The sequence below is a fragment of the Coleofasciculus sp. G1-WW12-02 genome, from assembly GCF_040219735.1.
In the GTDB taxonomy this organism is placed as follows: domain Bacteria; phylum Cyanobacteriota; class Cyanobacteriia; order Cyanobacteriales; family Coleofasciculaceae; genus Coleofasciculus.
This window is the reverse complement of record NZ_JAVJRX010000145.1, coordinates 107,726-122,982: the sequence shown is the minus strand read 5'-3', so window position 1 is coordinate 122,982 and position 15,257 is coordinate 107,726. Positions and strand designations below refer to the sequence as shown.

Genomic DNA, 15,257 nt, shown 5'->3' with positions numbered 1-15,257 from the left:
TGAGCTGACTGGGTAGCCTTACAGTTTGGGCTAAAACCCAGAAGTAGGTAAATATAACATCCAACCAGTCAGCCATGCTTGTTTCAGTTACATCACTTAACTTCATTGTCCTGTATTAACCTTAAGGAGAAAAACAAAAATGGGAATCAATACTCAGAAACTGAGTCACCTGGTTCAGAATTTTGTCTCAACGACAACTGATGTCATCGGTGCTGCGATTGTTACGCCGGATGGTTTACCCCTGGCGTCTAGCTTGCCCGGATCAGTGGCTGAAGAGCGTATCTCAGCAATGTCCGCCACCATGCTGTCTCTGGGTGAACGGATTTCCAAAGAACTCTTGGGAGGTCAAACCAGTCGTATTTTAGTCGAAGGTGATGATGGCTACAGCATTATGACCGACTGCGGTCCAGAAGCTGTGTTCATCGTTCTGGCTGGGAAAGATGCCAAACAAGGCGCCCTTAACTTAGATATTAGTCGGGCGATTACCCAGATTAAAGTCAGCTTGGGTTAATTCAGCTAGTCTCCTATCCGCACCCCGACTCCTTGAGTCGGGGTGCACCTCCAATAAAATATGATGAAAAATAATAAAAATATACATAAGCGAAACCCTATATCTGAACAAAAGTATAGAGATAACAACAGTACTGATTTGAGCCAATACTCCGGACTTATCTGCTGATGCCTGAAAAAAGTAACTGTGTAGAAACTAAGCGGAGTTGTGCGGATAAGACAGATATCCTTGATTCGGAGAAAAGTTAAACAACTGAGTTTCCTTGTTATAACTCAAAGGAAAAGGTGTACTTACTATTCTCTAGTCTGAGATTTTTAAAGCATTAGGGCAATAGTCTTAATTCAAATGGCACTGAATTAAGCATTTGTAGTCAGTGATACCAGCGTTTATGGCATGAAGCGTGCAACTACAAATCTAGCTTAAGGAGCGCGACATTTGTCTGAAGTATATCATCCATATAAGTCTGCCTAGGCGGACTTGGTTTGTCTTGTTTCGTGTTAGCGTTAGCACAGCTCGGTGTTAGCTTAATGGGACGCGATCGCGTTTATCTTATTTGCCATTCAGTTCTAATAGTTGAATACCTTTGAGTTCAGCTATTGTCCTTAAAATTTATTATCAAAATTGACTTAAATGCCATGGTTTTAGTTTAATTGGATTTGAGTATTTTGTGCTGTTTGTTTGAAGGTTAATTCGTTTCTTTACATAAATAATACATAAATATATGGACAACATTAAAAAAAATCTGTTATCAATAAAGAAGATTAAAAATCAAGCCTCACAGGGAACAAAGATGACTTTAGATGCTCATGCATTTATGGAGACAATAGTAAGGCGTATTAGCTTTACCGATGAACAGAAAGCAATTCTCAAAGCCAACGCAGATTGGGGTAAAGACATCGCTCCAGAAATGGCAGATCATTTCTATGCTTATTTGGGACGAGATCCAGAAATGAACGAGCTTTTGAATGCTACAGAAGGACGGATACATCGCTTGCGTGAAACCTTTACGCAATGGTTTTACGAAATGTTTACAGGTATGGATGATTGGGGGAATACTTATGCAGATCGCCGTTGGCGAATTGGTCTAGTGCATGTGCAGATTGGCATTGGACCGCAACATGTAGTGCCAGCTATGGCAATTGTAGTTAATGCTGTGGGTCAAAAGCTAAAAGAGGCAGACAAAGATGAAGAATTACGAGATGCTCTCAGTCGAATTTGCATGATCGATCTGGCGTTTATTGAGCAAGCCTACATTGAAGTCACATCAGCCGCCGTTCTCAAAGAAACAGGCTGGACAGAAGGACTATTCAAACGCCTCATTGCTACGGGTGCAGGTTCAATGTAATTCAAATTTCACGATTTAACTCCATTCATAATCTCTCAATTCAGCAGAAGTAAAACAATCAATGGCGATCGATTCTGAAAAATTAGGACATATTCTTAAGACTTTTGTCTCAGCAACGGGTGATGTTGAAGGTGCTGCTATTGTCACCCCAGATGGTTTACCTTTAGCCACGAGTTTGCCGGGTGGTATGGATGATGAACGGGTATCGGCAATGTCTGCGGCGATGTTATCTTTAGGTGAACGGATTGGAAAAGAACTGATTCGCGGTATGATTGACCGCATTTATGTCGAAGGAGACCAAGGCTTGAGTATTTTGACAAGTTGTGGGGAAGATGCTGTCTTTCTAGTTCTAGCCACTAAGCAAGCTAAACAAGGACTCTTGATGTTAGAAATTAAACGGACTCTTGGCGATTTGAAGGCTATCTTGCTGTAACTTATTTAATTAAGTGTCAGGAATATTTTAAAGGTGCTAGAAAGTATAATTACTAGCCCTAAATATCCTGACATAGAGAACTAGAGTTTGAACAGCATTTTCTGTTTTTACTTCCACATCCGTCTGACTAAAAGTAGTTTAAATCGAATCAAGAAAAGCAACTCTGCTTTGCTGTCAATAAATATCATGGAAAATATACGTGTAGTTATAACAGGAACTGTCGGGGCGGGAAAATCTACTTTTGTGCGAACAGCTAGTGAAATTGATGTTGTCGAAATAGAACGAAAGGTAAGCGATTCTGATACAGAAGCCTCATTTAAAGATACAACTACCGTCGCTTTCGATTTTGGCAGACTTGTGTTAGAGGCTAATAAAACTTTGTACATGTACGGGACTCCCGGTCAAACCCGTTTTGATTTTATGTGGGATATTTTAATTAAAGGAGCCGATGCTTATATTTTACTGGTAACCGCTAATCAGCCCAATAGTTTTTCCTATGCTCAAGATATCTTCTCGTTTATGAATGATCGCGTTCAAGTGCCGATGCTTATTGGTTTGACTCATACAGATTGTGCCGGAGCTTTACCTGTAGAAGAAATTGTCAAACGTTTAGGTATTGTAAATGATCAACATCGTCCGCCTATTCTGAACGTAAATCCTCAACTGAAACCCTCAGTCTTAAAAGCATTAAAGGTCTTAATTCGACAAATATATTAGAGGAAGTTGTTTTTTTTACAGGTCTTAAATATTTTTAAACAAACTGCGAAAATAAAATTGTTGTATTACCACTTGTATCGCAAAAAAAATATAAAAATTATTTAAAAAATATCAGGATTAATCTTTTAACTTGAGAAGGAGTAAATAGATTGGTTTTTGAAAGGGGGCAAGTTTGTACAATAAAGGAGACGGATATGGCAATCGCAAAGAATGAACTACGCCAAGAACTTGGAGACTTTAGCAGCATTGTTTGCCTCAAAGCAATCATTACTGGTGTTGAAGAAGTTTTAGGTGATAAAGCTACAGCAATTGCACTAATTTCTGCGGGTCGCCAACGAGGTAAACAGTTGGCGGAAAATCTTGATTTAGTGGATAAGGGAAAAGAAATCTCTTTAGCTGATGTGACGAAAAAACTCCAAGACGCCTTAGGTAAAGATGGAACTCGCTTGTGTGCGATCAAAAAAATTGTTCAGGAGGATGAAGTCTACAAAGTCTATACTCACGAAACTGTTTGTTCCGCAGGTGAACCCCAAGGCTCATCACGACAATGCACGTTTACGATGGGGGCGATTCAAGGATTTCTGGAAGCGTTTTTGGGTGAACGTTTACGGGGAACTCAAACTGAATCCGTATTACGGGGAGGAATGTATGATATTTTGGCGTACAAAGTCTTAGGTGCTATTCAAAAATAACCTTGCTCTAGTTAGTGCATTTTCTCAATCCAACCTAGCCTCAACAGAGTAGTCATGATTTTTGTAAAGATGTTCCGGTGGAACGTCTTTACATGACATTTTTACAGAGATTGACTCCTATTCCCCGTTGAGGAAATTTCAGCAAAACGGCAACTATGGCGATTAATCCTTATAAGTTAGGGGGTATTCTAAAGACCTTTGTCAGTAATACCCCTGAAGTGGAAGGTGCAGCAATGATTACTCCCGATGGTTTACCCCTAGCTGCGAGTTTGCCAGTTGGTATGAATGATGAACGGGTATCGGCGATATCAGCCGCTATGTTGTCTTTAGCTGAGCGAATAGGTAAGGAACTGATTGGGGGAGAGATTGATCGCATTTGTGTAGAGAGTAACCAAGGCTTGAGCATTTTAACCCGTTGTGGACAAGAGGCGGTTTTTCTAGTTTTAGCAAGTCAGGCGGCTAAGCCGGGACTGTTGAGATTAGAAATTCAACGAACCATCGCGAAAATAAATTTATTTTTGTCGTATTTTTTTATGATAACTTCGGTGATTAATTTGCCGATAAAATGTTTTATTTAATTAGATAATATTGTTTTCTTGAAAAATAATACAGATCATAAATTTCATCTATGCTTCATAAAAAAAACATAGAAAACTACAGACATATTCGCGATTAATTGCTATAACATAAATAGGGATAATTAACTGAGATAAGCCAAGGATTTGGCTATTAAAGCATGGATTTTTCTGAATAGCTAAACCATTAATGCCAACAATTTTTATCAGTAATGAGGAAAGTACTATGGCAATTGTACAGAATGAACTACGTCAAGAACTCGGAGACTTTAGCAGCATTGTTTGCTTGAAAGCAATTGTTGTCGGTGTCGAAGAAGCGCTGGGCGAAAAAGCTGCCGCGATCGCGATGATTTCTGCTGGTCGCCAACGGGGTAAAAAGCTAGCAGAAGCCATGGATTTGGTAGACAAAGGTTCCTCCCTATCCCTGGAAGAGTTGACCAAACAAGCCCAGGAAGCCCTAGGCAAAGATGGAACTCGTTTGTGCGTCATTGACAAGATTAGCCAAGAGGGCGATGTCTACAAAGTTTCTGCCCACGAAACCGTTTGTTCAGCTGGTGAATCCCCAGGCTCATCCCGGCAATGTACTTTCACCATGGGGGCAATTCAAGGATTTCTCGAAGCATTTCTAGGTAAGCGCTTACGGGGAACTCAAACTGAATCCGTCTTACGAGGTGGTAGCGGCGATCTGTTGGAGTACACCGTTCTTCCTCAAGTCAATCGTTAACAGGTTCGGGGGGAGCATAAGAAGTCTCAACTTCCAGTATCTATCGCTGCAAAAACTATTTCAAATGGGACAAGGAGTATCACAATGGCTATTAATGCTGAAAAATTGGGAATGATCCTCAAAAATTTCGCTTCAGCAACCTCTGATGTTGAAGGTGCCGCGATTGTCACCCCTGATGGTTTACCTCTGGCGACTAGTTTACCCAGTGGTATGGATGACGAACGGGTTTCTGCGATGTCGGCGGCGATGCTTTCGTTAGGGGAACGGATTGGTAAAGAATTAGTTCGCGGCGTAATTGACCGTATTTATGTTGAGGGTGATCAGGGTTTGAGTATCTTAACCAGTTGTGGTGAAGATACCGTCTTTCTAGTTCTGGCGACGAAAGCAGCGAAGCAAGGACTTTTGATGCTGGAAATCAAGCGCACCGTTGGTGAATTACGGATGGTTCTGTCGTAATCACCTTGATGGGTAAGGGTTTCTTCACTTGTGCAGCAAGCCCTATGTAGGGTGGGCAATGCCCACCCTACCCATGTTGAGATGATCAATTAAACAAACTATCGCTAAAATTAATTTATTCTGACTGTATTATCAGAGAATTTCAATCAAAAAAATAATATATTTTACCATTTTTTTGCAGTATATAACCCGGTTTTATTGTTTCGTTTGCATTTATTTTTTTGAGGTAATAATTTTAGTTATTAATTCAATTTTTTAGTCAAACTAATTCTCTGCCCGCTTAATTAAGAAAGTATAGACTATTCGGTAATTTCGGTAATTATCGGCTATAACAAAAACAGGGACTATTTTTCCAGTACCCTGCCAAGATTTTGCTGTTGAAACATATTTTTGTCTGAACAGTTGAACTCTTGATTACAACAAGACTTGAACATCAAATGAGGAAATTAATATGACAGATTCAGCGAAAGATCCACGTCAAGAACTGGGAGACTTTGGCAATATTGGAGAAATGAAGGCAATCGTTAGTGGTATCGAGGATGCGCTGGGTGAAAAAGCCGCTGCGATCGCGATGCTTTCTGCAGGTCGCCAACGGGGTAAAGAGCTAGCCAAAAAACTCAATTTGGTAGACAAGGATGCCTCCGTCTCCATGGAAGAAATTACCGAAAAAGCCCAGCTAGCCTTGGGCAAAGAGGGAACTCGTTTGTGCGTCATTGACAAGATTATCCAAGAGGGCGATGTCTACAAAGTCTATACTCGCGAAACCTTTGACTCCTTCGGTGAACTTCAAGGCTCAACTCGGGTCGCTTCTTTCACCATGGGGGCGGTTCAAGGGTTTCTCGAAGCCTTTCTGAATCAGCGTTTGCAGGGAACTCAAATTGAATCACTCTTACAAGGGGGTAGCTGTGATCTGTTCGAGTACACCATTATGGGTGAAATCAACAGGAATGTTCGTGCTGAACTCTAAGAGTAACAGCGTCGGGGGAACAGGAGAAATCTCAGCTTGCAGTATCTATTACTGCAAAGACTGTTGGCAATTAAACAAGGAGTATCCAAATGGCGATTAACGCCGAAAAACTAGGAATGATCATCAAAAACTTTGCTTCAGCCACCTCTGATGTTGAAGGGGCTGCGGTTGTCACCCCCGATGGTTTACCTCTGGCGACGACTTTACCCAGTGGTATGGATGACGAACGAGTTTCTGCGATGTCAGCGGCGATGCTTTCTTTAGGTGAACGGATTGGTCGTGAATTAGTTCGCGGTACAATTGATCGGATCTATGTCGAGGGTGAAAAGGGCTTTAGTGTCTTGACCAGTTGTGGTGAAGATACTGTCTTTCTAGTTCTGGCGACGAAAGAGGCTAAACAAGGACTTTTGATGCTGGAAATCAAGCGCACTGTTGGTGAATTGCGGATGGTTCTGGCGTAATCACCTTGAGGGGTAAGGGTTTCTTCACTTGTGCAGCAAGCCCTATGTAGGGTGGGCATTGCCCACCCTACTAGCTTGGCAAGCTTAAAACAGTGGTGAAGATACCGTCTTTCTGGTTCTGGCGACGAAAGAGGCTACACAAGGACTTTTGATGCATAGTCCGAGGGGGATTGTGCAATCAGCTACCCGCCCTTTAGGTGCTGGGCAGCTTAGTTTTGAGTTTCGAGTTGCCAGAGAATTATGAGAACTATGGTACAAAACTATAAGAAATGTTAACAAAATCCATTTAGTGGGGATTGGTCATCGTGGCGAAAAATTATGGGGGAGTTGAGGGCATACCGTTGCCAGATTTATGAGGCTAAACAGCCCAAGACTTCTATCTATAGATAGACGATCTTGAGTCGAGGCTTGACCTATATTATGAGTCAGACCGTCTTAGCGATCCATAAATGGTCTCCCTTGATTGTAAATTTTTTTGAAAAAAAGCTCATTTCTCCGGAGAAGTTCACTATACTGGATTTCACCTTCGTAATTTCTTAAGTAGCAGAAATTGATTAAAGGTTTGTTACATAAAGACCATTTTTTACCCCCGATAGGAGGAACATCCATGGAAATGACAACCCGTGACAACTTAACAAAGGCTTATTCACTCAACGAAAAGGTCAAAGGCTTCTTAATTTGGACATTTACTCTAACCGTATGTCTCTTAGTGGCAGGGTTTCCGCTGATTGTCTTAATGGTGGCGCTCGGAGCAATCATGGCGATTTCCTTGCAATCGCTTTTGCCGATTAGTGCTGTTTTGCTTGTCGCCGTTGGTTTGATTGGTGCGAATGTTTTCGGGATTTTATTAGGAGCCGCCGTATTAACCTTTAAGGGCGTCAATCCGAAGGAAGTCCGTTGGTTGAGCTGGTTACATGGTGAACAGAATATTCTGCATAAGTCAATCTTTGCAGCTTGCCCACTTACCTGTGAAGTTACAAAGTAGCAATCAACTTGGTGTGCAAGAATTTGTAAACATAGCTTGATAACAGCGTAACTTTTCGATCAAATGGTAGTGTGGCCCGGCTTTGACCGGGTTTTTTCATGGGGAAAGTCATTTGTAAGGGAACAGGGACTGAGGTAAGCTGATTTCATTTTATTGAAGATAAAAATTAAGTAAATTTGAGTGATGTAACGCTTATATCTGGCGTTTTATAAAAAATTGAGTCAGGATAGATTTAAGGGAATATCTATATTTTTTCAGAGTAAAAATTGAGGATACGATAGGTGACAACAGGTGGTTGTCAGTCTGTATTACCCGTAAGACCAAACCCATTCCCAGCTTAGGTTAGGGTGACTAGGCTGAGGTGATGATGATCGGCAAGGTGATAAACCATTGGAGCAATCGATGAGTGGAAATAAATCAAGGTATGAACTGCACTTTCATGGTTTAGTGCAAGATGCGGTGACGGTTGAACCCAGTCAAGCGAAACGAATTTATCAGCAAACGTTGACTCAACCGACTTCGATCTATGAGTTACCGCTGCCATTGGCTAATTTTACAGGTCGCCAAGGGGAACTCGAAGGTATAACTAGGGTGCTAAGACAGGCAACATCGGGTCAAAAATTCCAGGCTGCGATCGCACTCGTTACGGGTGTCGCTGGTGTGGGCAAATCTGCTTTAGCTGTGCAAGCGGCTTATCAGTTACAACCGGAGTTTCCCGATGCTCAGCTTTATGTCAATCTGCGCGGGAGTGAGGGGCAACCTCTCGACGCTTTAGACGTACTCGCCGGGTTTGTGCGGGTTTTGGGTGTGGAGGATCGGTCAATCCCTCAAAGTCTGAGTGAGCGTTCTCAACTGTATGATTCCCTAATGGCAGGGAAACGGGTATTAATTATCCTTGACAACGCCCGCGACGAGTTTCAAATTCGTCCTTTGCTGCCGCAATGTTCTACTTGTGCAGTGTTAATTACGACTCGCCGCCAGATTAATGGGTTAGAAGAGGCGACAATTGTGGAGTTGCCTGTGATGAGTGAACCCGAAGCGCGATCGCTTCTGGAAAATTTCATTGGTGCACAGGTGATGGCGGCTGAACCAGACGCGACTCAACAGATTCTGGCTCAGTGCGATTATCTACCGTTGGCAGTGCGGATTACAGGGGGTTTCTTGCGCCAATTCCCTAACTCGCAATTGGCTGATTATGCGAGCAAGCTTGAGCATGAACGACAGCGGCTGGCACAGATGCACCTGAATGATTTGTCGATGCGCCCTAGCCTTATCCTCAGTTATCAGTCACTGGATGAAGCATCGGCTCGTTTGTTCCGCTTATTGGGACTTTTAGTGGGTGTCAATTTTACAGGGGAAGTGGCGGTAAGGTTGTTAGAGGTGGAATCTGCGATCGCGCAACAATCCTTTGATACTTTGGTGGCATGGCAGCTTTTGACCCCAGAAAGTCCAGGGCGTTACCGTTTCCATGATGTGGTGCGTCGGTTTGCCCGAGGGCAATTGGCGCAGCAGGAACCCGCCGATGTCAGACAAGCGGCTCGATTGCGGCTGAGTCGCTGGTATCTGGAGAGGGCTGAGATTTTTGATTTGGCGATTAATCCAGAAACTCGTCGCCAGTTTGTTCAATCTTTGGTTAAGGGTAAAGAGCAAGCCCCTACCGAGCGTCATTGGCTTTTGGCGGCTTTATACTGGTTTGAAATCGAGCGACCGAATATAGTAGCCTCGGTTGAGTGGGCGCATCAAGCTGAGGCTTGGGATGTGGTTGTGTCGCTGGCTCAGAATTTGGTTAACTTTTTTAACACCCATGGGTATTGGGGGGACTGGGAACGAACCCATGGATTGGCTTTGGAAGCTAGCCGAGAATTAGGCGATCGCGACAAAGAGGCGCAGACGCTGATTAATTTGGGGAATGTGTATTCTTTAGCCAGTCAATGGGAGAAGGCAAACCAATGTTATCAGCAGAGTCTGGGCATTTTCAACGAGTTGAGCGATCGCCCTGGGGCGGCGAAGACGTTGAGTAACCTGGGTAATGTGTACTTTCAGCAGCAGCAGCGCCAGAACGCAAGGGATTGCTATCAGCAGAGTCTGTCCATGTTCCAGGAATTAGGCGATCGCTACCGAGAAGGTCAGACGTTAGCCAATATGGGTATTTTCTATGCTCAAGATCATCAACCAGCACAAGCTATTCTGTTGTGGCAAGACTCGCTGACTAAACTCCACCCAAACTTGCCCAAGTTTCAACGAGTCGCTGAATGGTTACAGTCGCTCAAAGGACAAAGCGTTGAAACCTCGTCTCCCCCTCAAACCCTGGGGCTGAAGCGTCTCATTCTTTATTGGGGAGGCGCATTTTTCCTCATAATTAGTTTGATTGTGTCCATGATTATTCTGACTGGGTGAAATATCCGAGTGATTTGCTGATTTACATAGTTACACAAGTTCAAGGATTAACGTTATAAAACTATACAAAGATGGAATCATAAAATTGCTAGATGTTCCGGATTTTAGGGCAAATTATGGAAAAATATTGAAGAACATTAACCTTATCATTTATTTTTCAGTGAGGTTGGGATTATTGCTTATAATTATTCCGAGACAATTAAAACCAATCCCTGACTCTATTGAAAACTTAATGGTTTTCTTATAAAACAAGCAGACAATAGTCGGAAAAAATTGCTAAAACTATAGAAGACTCTACTTGGTGGTTTCATCTAAAATCCAGACCAGAGAAAAATATGAGCCTGAATCCTTGTGAATTTTTGCCCAAAATGCCAGATCTGATTAGTTTCAATGAGACAGATAAATTCCTGTTAAAATTTCTGACTGATTGGGGAAAATAAATTGCACTAGAGGTAGCAGAACAGTTCTACGACTCCTTAAGCAGCTATAGCTGAAATAATGGTCTATTTCTGTATGAGTTGTTCGACAAAAATAAAAGTTAGCTAGTTAATTTTGGGTATAGCAAAATTTTGGATTTTTATGGTGTGCTGTAGATAGCTGACCCGCTTAACTGATCTGACATTCATAAATTTAGGTGAAATACTGCGGAGAAAAATATAATGGAAACAATACGTCTTGTCGTCACAGGAACAGTGGGTGCTGGTAAGTCAACCTTCGTGCGGACATTTAGCCAAACAACAGTAATTGATACGGAACGCAATGCGACTGATAGCACTTCATTAATGAAGAAACGAACAACCGTTGCTTTTGATTTCGGTACGCGCACTTTAGGTCGAAATATGGAGCTACAAATCTATGGGACTCCTGGTCAATCTCGCTTTGATTTTATGTGGGACTTATTGATTCGTCGCGCTCATGCCTATATTTTACTAGTAGCAGCCAATCGTTCCAGCTCTTTTAATGATGCTCGCGAAATTCTCTCGTTTATGAACAGCAGAGTCAAAATCCCGATGATTATTGGTTTGACTTGTATGGATTTACCGGGGGCATTAGGGCAGGAGCATATTGCCTTTGCTCTCGGCTTTATGAACGACAAAAGCAGACCCCCGATGGTCGCTATAAATCCCAATGAAAAAACGTCAGTTTTTGAAGCCATAATGGTGTTAATGGCTCACCAGTTGTTGCAAAGTAGTAAGGGCAAAGAAAAAGCCAGCCTGGAAAATGTCGCAGCCACTCGTCAAGCTGAACCACTCAAGTCGAGAACGAACTATCAGTGGCCCAAGCAACAGTTTTCATCAGGACTATAAGATTTGACGCCTAGGGTTTCGTGCATCGTTAATAGTACTCCTTCTCCTCTAAGCCAGCTACATCGTTTATGGACTTTGAACCATCAATGACGAAGAAGGTACAAAATAGGAGCATGGAGCGTGAAGGCACATAACTCTCAAGTAGGTTGGGTTCCGAAGCAAGTGAAACCCAACCGGCTTTCCCAAGGGAGTTGGGTTACTCTTCAAGAAGGTTAAGCCTACCTACCTCAACCCAACGGACAGACATGCTCCCGCATAAAACGGCTATTCCTACTACCCCAGCCAAGGAGGTGGAAGGCATAGCCGCTTTTTGATGACTTCCCAGGGAGTTGGACTAAGGTATGATGAAGAGTAGACTTGTGTCAATAAATTTTGGGGATTATGACGGGGCGCATCTTACCAGAGGGCGAACAGTTCAATTTATCAGGGGAGGACATTTCTGAGACCGACTTGAGTGTTCAGTCGGCTCAAGAAGTTATTTATCAATTTCTGATCAAAATTGTTCATCACAATCCCCCAGAAACTGTATTACAAGAGTTCCGCAAATTATTTCTGGAAAATCAGAGTGAGCCTCATCTGACAGCAGCACTTAAACAAATTATTGAGAGCAAAAATGATCAAGAGTTTAGAAATACCTTAAAACGTTCTTGTTATATTCTAATTAATAATTGGTCATCAAAGCGAAGTTATGAGTTCATTGAAAATCTAATTCAATTAGTTGGCGAGCTTCCGGTTAAGCCGATCAATCTCTCCCCTTATCTGAGTCGGTTAAAAGGATATATCGCTAATTTTGTTGATAGCCACGATTATCAAGAACTAAAGTTATTTTCTGCTCCCTATATTGCTGAGGCAGAAGAAAAACGGCACTGGAGTCATCGATATACGTCTTATTTATTAGTTCCTCAATATCTTGACTCCCGCAATCCAATTGAACAGCGAGAAACGGCAAAAAATCTGTCTAGGCGGCTGAGAAAAGATTTTAAATTCGAGCTAGCAATGTATACGGCTCGTTGTGATTCTTCTCATTTAAACTCCGAAAAAAAAATCACAAATCCGACTCGTTTAGGTGAGCACGTTATTCAACTCATTAAAAAACTTAGCTCTCGGCAGATATTAGTCAATTGCCGGAGTTATGCTAATTATTTGAATCAACAGGCTCAAACTCAAAGCTACCAAGAATTTAAAGGAGAATTTAAACAATATTTATTATTTATAGTTAATGTCAAAGCTTATTCAGAAATACTCGATAAATATTTATTTTCTAAATTAGATAGTCTTTATGAAAATCATCATACCAAACCACTGAGTTTTGAGTTGCTCCTGCGGACATGTCGGCGAATTATTGAGTTACTGACGACTGAAGATGGTCAAAAACCTTCAATTTTATTTATTTTACTCACTAATCGGGGCAACCCTTTAACCATAGTCGTGATCCTGCTCAAAATTATCCTAATTTGCAAATATGCTCAGACCCATCTTGATGTTTGTATTGCCCAATTAATTCGATATTACGAAAACTCTGCCGAAAAAGATTGTCAGTGGCTAATTAATTTTCTGGAAGTTTTCAATATTGTTTTTGCTATTTGTACCGAAGACATTCAATATAACATTGTTAAACTCAATGCTAATGACGATGAGCAAGATGCTTATGTGTTGGATCTTGATGACTATCGCCTCTTTTCTCAGTTGAAAGGAACAGATCTGCGGAGTGCTGATTTGAGAGGGACAGATATCCGGTATATGGATCTCAGAGCAGCAGATTTACGGGAGGTAGATCTGGCGGGGGCTGATTTGAGCAAAGCCGACTTGAGTCTTGCCAAACTCAATCAGACAAACTTAAGCGGTGCTATGCTGGAGCGCACGGAGTTAAGCGGTGCCATACTTCAGAATGCTAATTTAAGCGGTGCGAATCTCAGTCACGCTAATCTACGTTGTGCCGACCTGCAAAAAGCAAATTTATGCCGTGCCATATTAAAAAGTGCTAAACTGCGCCGTGCTAATCTCCAGCAAGTCGATCTTAGTAGTGCTGATTTAAGTAATGCTAGTTTGAATTCCTCGAATCTAGTGAATGCTAATCTTCGCTATGCTAATCTGAGCAATGCCGATCTCAGTAAAGCTCATCTCAATGGTGTGGATCTCAGAAATGCCAATCTTAGAGGCGCTCAACTCAATTGGACTCAGCTACACCACGCTGACTTAAGCGGTGCTAACTTAGATCGAGCTGACCTGAGTTATGCCAGTTTGTGTCACGCAAATCTTCAGAAAACGGACTTAACCCGCACAGATTTGAGCAATAGTAATCTCAGTAGAAGTGATATGAGGCAAGCTTTGCTACGTCACGTTAATCTAACTGGGGCAAATCTCAGCCATGCCAATCTTAGGGGTGCCAACCTGTTCAATGCGAATCTCACTGGTGTGAAGGTTAAGGGGACTCGATTTGGAAATAATTCTGGACTCTCTGATCCAATGAAGCAAGAACTTAAACAACAAGGAGCAATTATTGGGTGAATAAGTCAAAAGCTTACCCTTGAGCGCTCAAACAATTACGATATAAGACTTTAGCCTGGGTGGAGTACATCTGTATGGGGGTAACTTCAGCTTAATGGGCTTGAGCCATCCAGACAAGATTACCAAGAATATCCTCAACTGGCGGCAAGGGATAGACTGCCAAATCGATGAATAGAGTCATACCTTCCAGCTTGAGAAATTGCCACTGATTGCCATTGCTGATACTGCCGTAAATCGTCGAAATAGGTTGTCCTTGTCCCTCATTGAAGCGTTGAGCCGCAACCATTTCGGCAATACACTGCCCAAAGCCCAATTTGAGGTCAGTCTTTTTAGCTTCCACAACAATCACCGCTGGTGCTTCAATCTCTAAGACTTCTTTTGAACGAGTCAACAGGAAATCGCACAAGCCATTAAGACCGACCGACTCGTCAACATTAAATTCCTCACCGGAGAAGACACTCACTTGGCGATTAAGAGCTTTCCTGACATCGATTAATACTGGATAGATAATACCCTCCGAACGGGCTTTTTCACTACCAGAAGTAGCCACAATCGGTAACGTTTCCTGTAAGTAATCTGAGAGAGTTGGCGAAGGGGCAACTGGAGAAATTTCAGGCAAAAAGCGACTGCCTTCAATGACAGTCAGTTGGAAAGCAGCTTTAGCTTGAGCGATAGTTTTGAATTGACTATAGGGCATATATAAGTGGGTGGACACAATTAAAGTTAACGGTTGAGATTAGGGAACTCTTAACGGGGAACAGGGAACAGTAAGGGTTTGAGGGTAATTTACAAAACTTAATACAGTACCGTTTTCTTTTGTCCGACTACTTAGCGTTTCTCAAATGGATAAGGTACAGGGGTGAGGGCGCAAGCCTTCATGGGTGTCAACTTAAGCTCAAAATGCGGTATAGATTGACTGTTATGACGACCACTTTCATTTTACAGCGCGATGGCGTGTAAGTGAGGTACACAAGACTTATCCCCGACTTTTTCAAGAAGTCGGGGATCTTGCTTAGAAGACTGTACCTCATCAACCACCAAATCTGCTGTATATCCCCCTCAATCCCCATTCCCCATTCCCCATTCCCCCAGATGCTACTAATTTTGGGTAGAATATATATTTTCGATAAGGAATATTTCCGGAAAAGGTTAAGCTATAGGTAGTAAGGGCAGATAATT

The 15,257-nt window shown here is 42.2% G+C and carries 15 protein-coding genes; 14 read left to right on the top strand and 1 reads right to left on the bottom strand.

The window, feature by feature from the left end; genetic code table 11:
• Positions 1–139: 139 nt before the first annotated feature.
• The 14 genes from RID09_RS23905 (at position 140) to RID09_RS23840 (ending at position 14,078) form a co-directional block, all read left to right on the top strand.
• Positions 140–511, top strand: coding sequence for a roadblock/LC7 domain-containing protein (locus RID09_RS23905; protein WP_446338408.1), 372 nt, complete (start codon positions 140–142; stop codon positions 509–511).
• Between the two features lie 790 nt (positions 512–1,301).
• The gene (locus RID09_RS23900; RefSeq protein ID WP_446338441.1) at positions 1,302–1,856 is read left to right on the top strand and encodes a protoglobin domain-containing protein; all 555 of its coding nucleotides are present in this window, start codon (positions 1,302–1,304) and stop codon (positions 1,854–1,856) included.
• A 61-nt stretch (positions 1,857–1,917) separates the two neighbouring features.
• Positions 1,918–2,289 (top strand): roadblock/LC7 domain-containing protein, encoded by a 372-nt coding sequence (locus RID09_RS23895; protein WP_446338407.1) that lies wholly within the window; start codon positions 1,918–1,920, stop codon positions 2,287–2,289.
• 186 nt (positions 2,290–2,475) lie between these two features.
• A complete protein-coding gene (locus RID09_RS23890) occupies positions 2,476–3,006 on the top strand; it encodes a GTP-binding protein (RefSeq protein ID WP_446338406.1) in 531 nt (176 codons plus the stop codon).
• Between the two features lie 194 nt (positions 3,007–3,200).
• The gene (locus RID09_RS23885) at positions 3,201–3,698 is read left to right on the top strand and encodes a hypothetical protein (protein WP_446338405.1); all 498 of its coding nucleotides are present in this window, start codon (positions 3,201–3,203) and stop codon (positions 3,696–3,698) included.
• A gap of 155 nt (positions 3,699–3,853) precedes the next feature.
• Complete coding sequence (locus RID09_RS23880) at positions 3,854–4,276, top strand: roadblock/LC7 domain-containing protein (protein ID WP_446338404.1); 423 nt, start codon at positions 3,854–3,856, stop codon at positions 4,274–4,276.
• A 223-nt stretch (positions 4,277–4,499) separates the two neighbouring features.
• A complete protein-coding gene (locus RID09_RS23875) occupies positions 4,500–4,997 on the top strand; it encodes a hypothetical protein (protein WP_446338403.1) in 498 nt (165 codons plus the stop codon).
• 84 nt (positions 4,998–5,081) lie between these two features.
• Positions 5,082–5,453, top strand: coding sequence for a roadblock/LC7 domain-containing protein (locus tag RID09_RS23870; RefSeq protein ID WP_446338402.1), 372 nt, complete (start codon positions 5,082–5,084; stop codon positions 5,451–5,453).
• Positions 5,454–5,904: 451 nt separating this feature from the next.
• Positions 5,905–6,420 carry a hypothetical protein gene (locus RID09_RS23865; protein WP_446338401.1) on the top strand — a complete coding sequence of 172 codons (516 nt, stop codon included), beginning with the start codon at positions 5,905–5,907 and terminating at the stop codon, positions 6,418–6,420.
• A gap of 89 nt (positions 6,421–6,509) precedes the next feature.
• Positions 6,510–6,881: a roadblock/LC7 domain-containing protein gene (locus RID09_RS23860; RefSeq protein ID WP_446338400.1), complete on the top strand. Its 372-nt coding sequence runs from the start codon at positions 6,510–6,512 to the stop codon at positions 6,879–6,881.
• 607 nt (positions 6,882–7,488) lie between these two features.
• Positions 7,489–7,866 (top strand): hypothetical protein, encoded by a 378-nt coding sequence (locus tag RID09_RS23855; RefSeq protein ID WP_446338399.1) that lies wholly within the window; start codon positions 7,489–7,491, stop codon positions 7,864–7,866.
• Between the two features lie 402 nt (positions 7,867–8,268).
• The gene (locus tag RID09_RS23850; RefSeq protein ID WP_446338398.1) at positions 8,269–10,263 is read left to right on the top strand and encodes a tetratricopeptide repeat protein; all 1,995 of its coding nucleotides are present in this window, start codon (positions 8,269–8,271) and stop codon (positions 10,261–10,263) included.
• Positions 10,264–10,922: 659 nt separating this feature from the next.
• Positions 10,923–11,570, top strand: a complete 648-nt coding sequence (locus RID09_RS23845; protein ID WP_446338397.1) for a GTP-binding protein — start codon at positions 10,923–10,925, stop codon at positions 11,568–11,570.
• A 381-nt stretch (positions 11,571–11,951) separates the two neighbouring features.
• Complete coding sequence (locus tag RID09_RS23840) at positions 11,952–14,078, top strand: pentapeptide repeat-containing protein (RefSeq protein WP_446338396.1); 2,127 nt, start codon at positions 11,952–11,954, stop codon at positions 14,076–14,078.
• 91 nt (positions 14,079–14,169) lie between these two features.
• Here the strand turns inward: RID09_RS23840 and RID09_RS23835 are convergent, their stop codons facing one another.
• The gene (locus RID09_RS23835) at positions 14,170–14,775 is read right to left on the bottom strand and encodes a hypothetical protein (protein WP_446338440.1); all 606 of its coding nucleotides are present in this window, start codon (positions 14,773–14,775) and stop codon (positions 14,170–14,172) included.
• Positions 14,776–15,257: the final 482 nt, after the last annotated feature.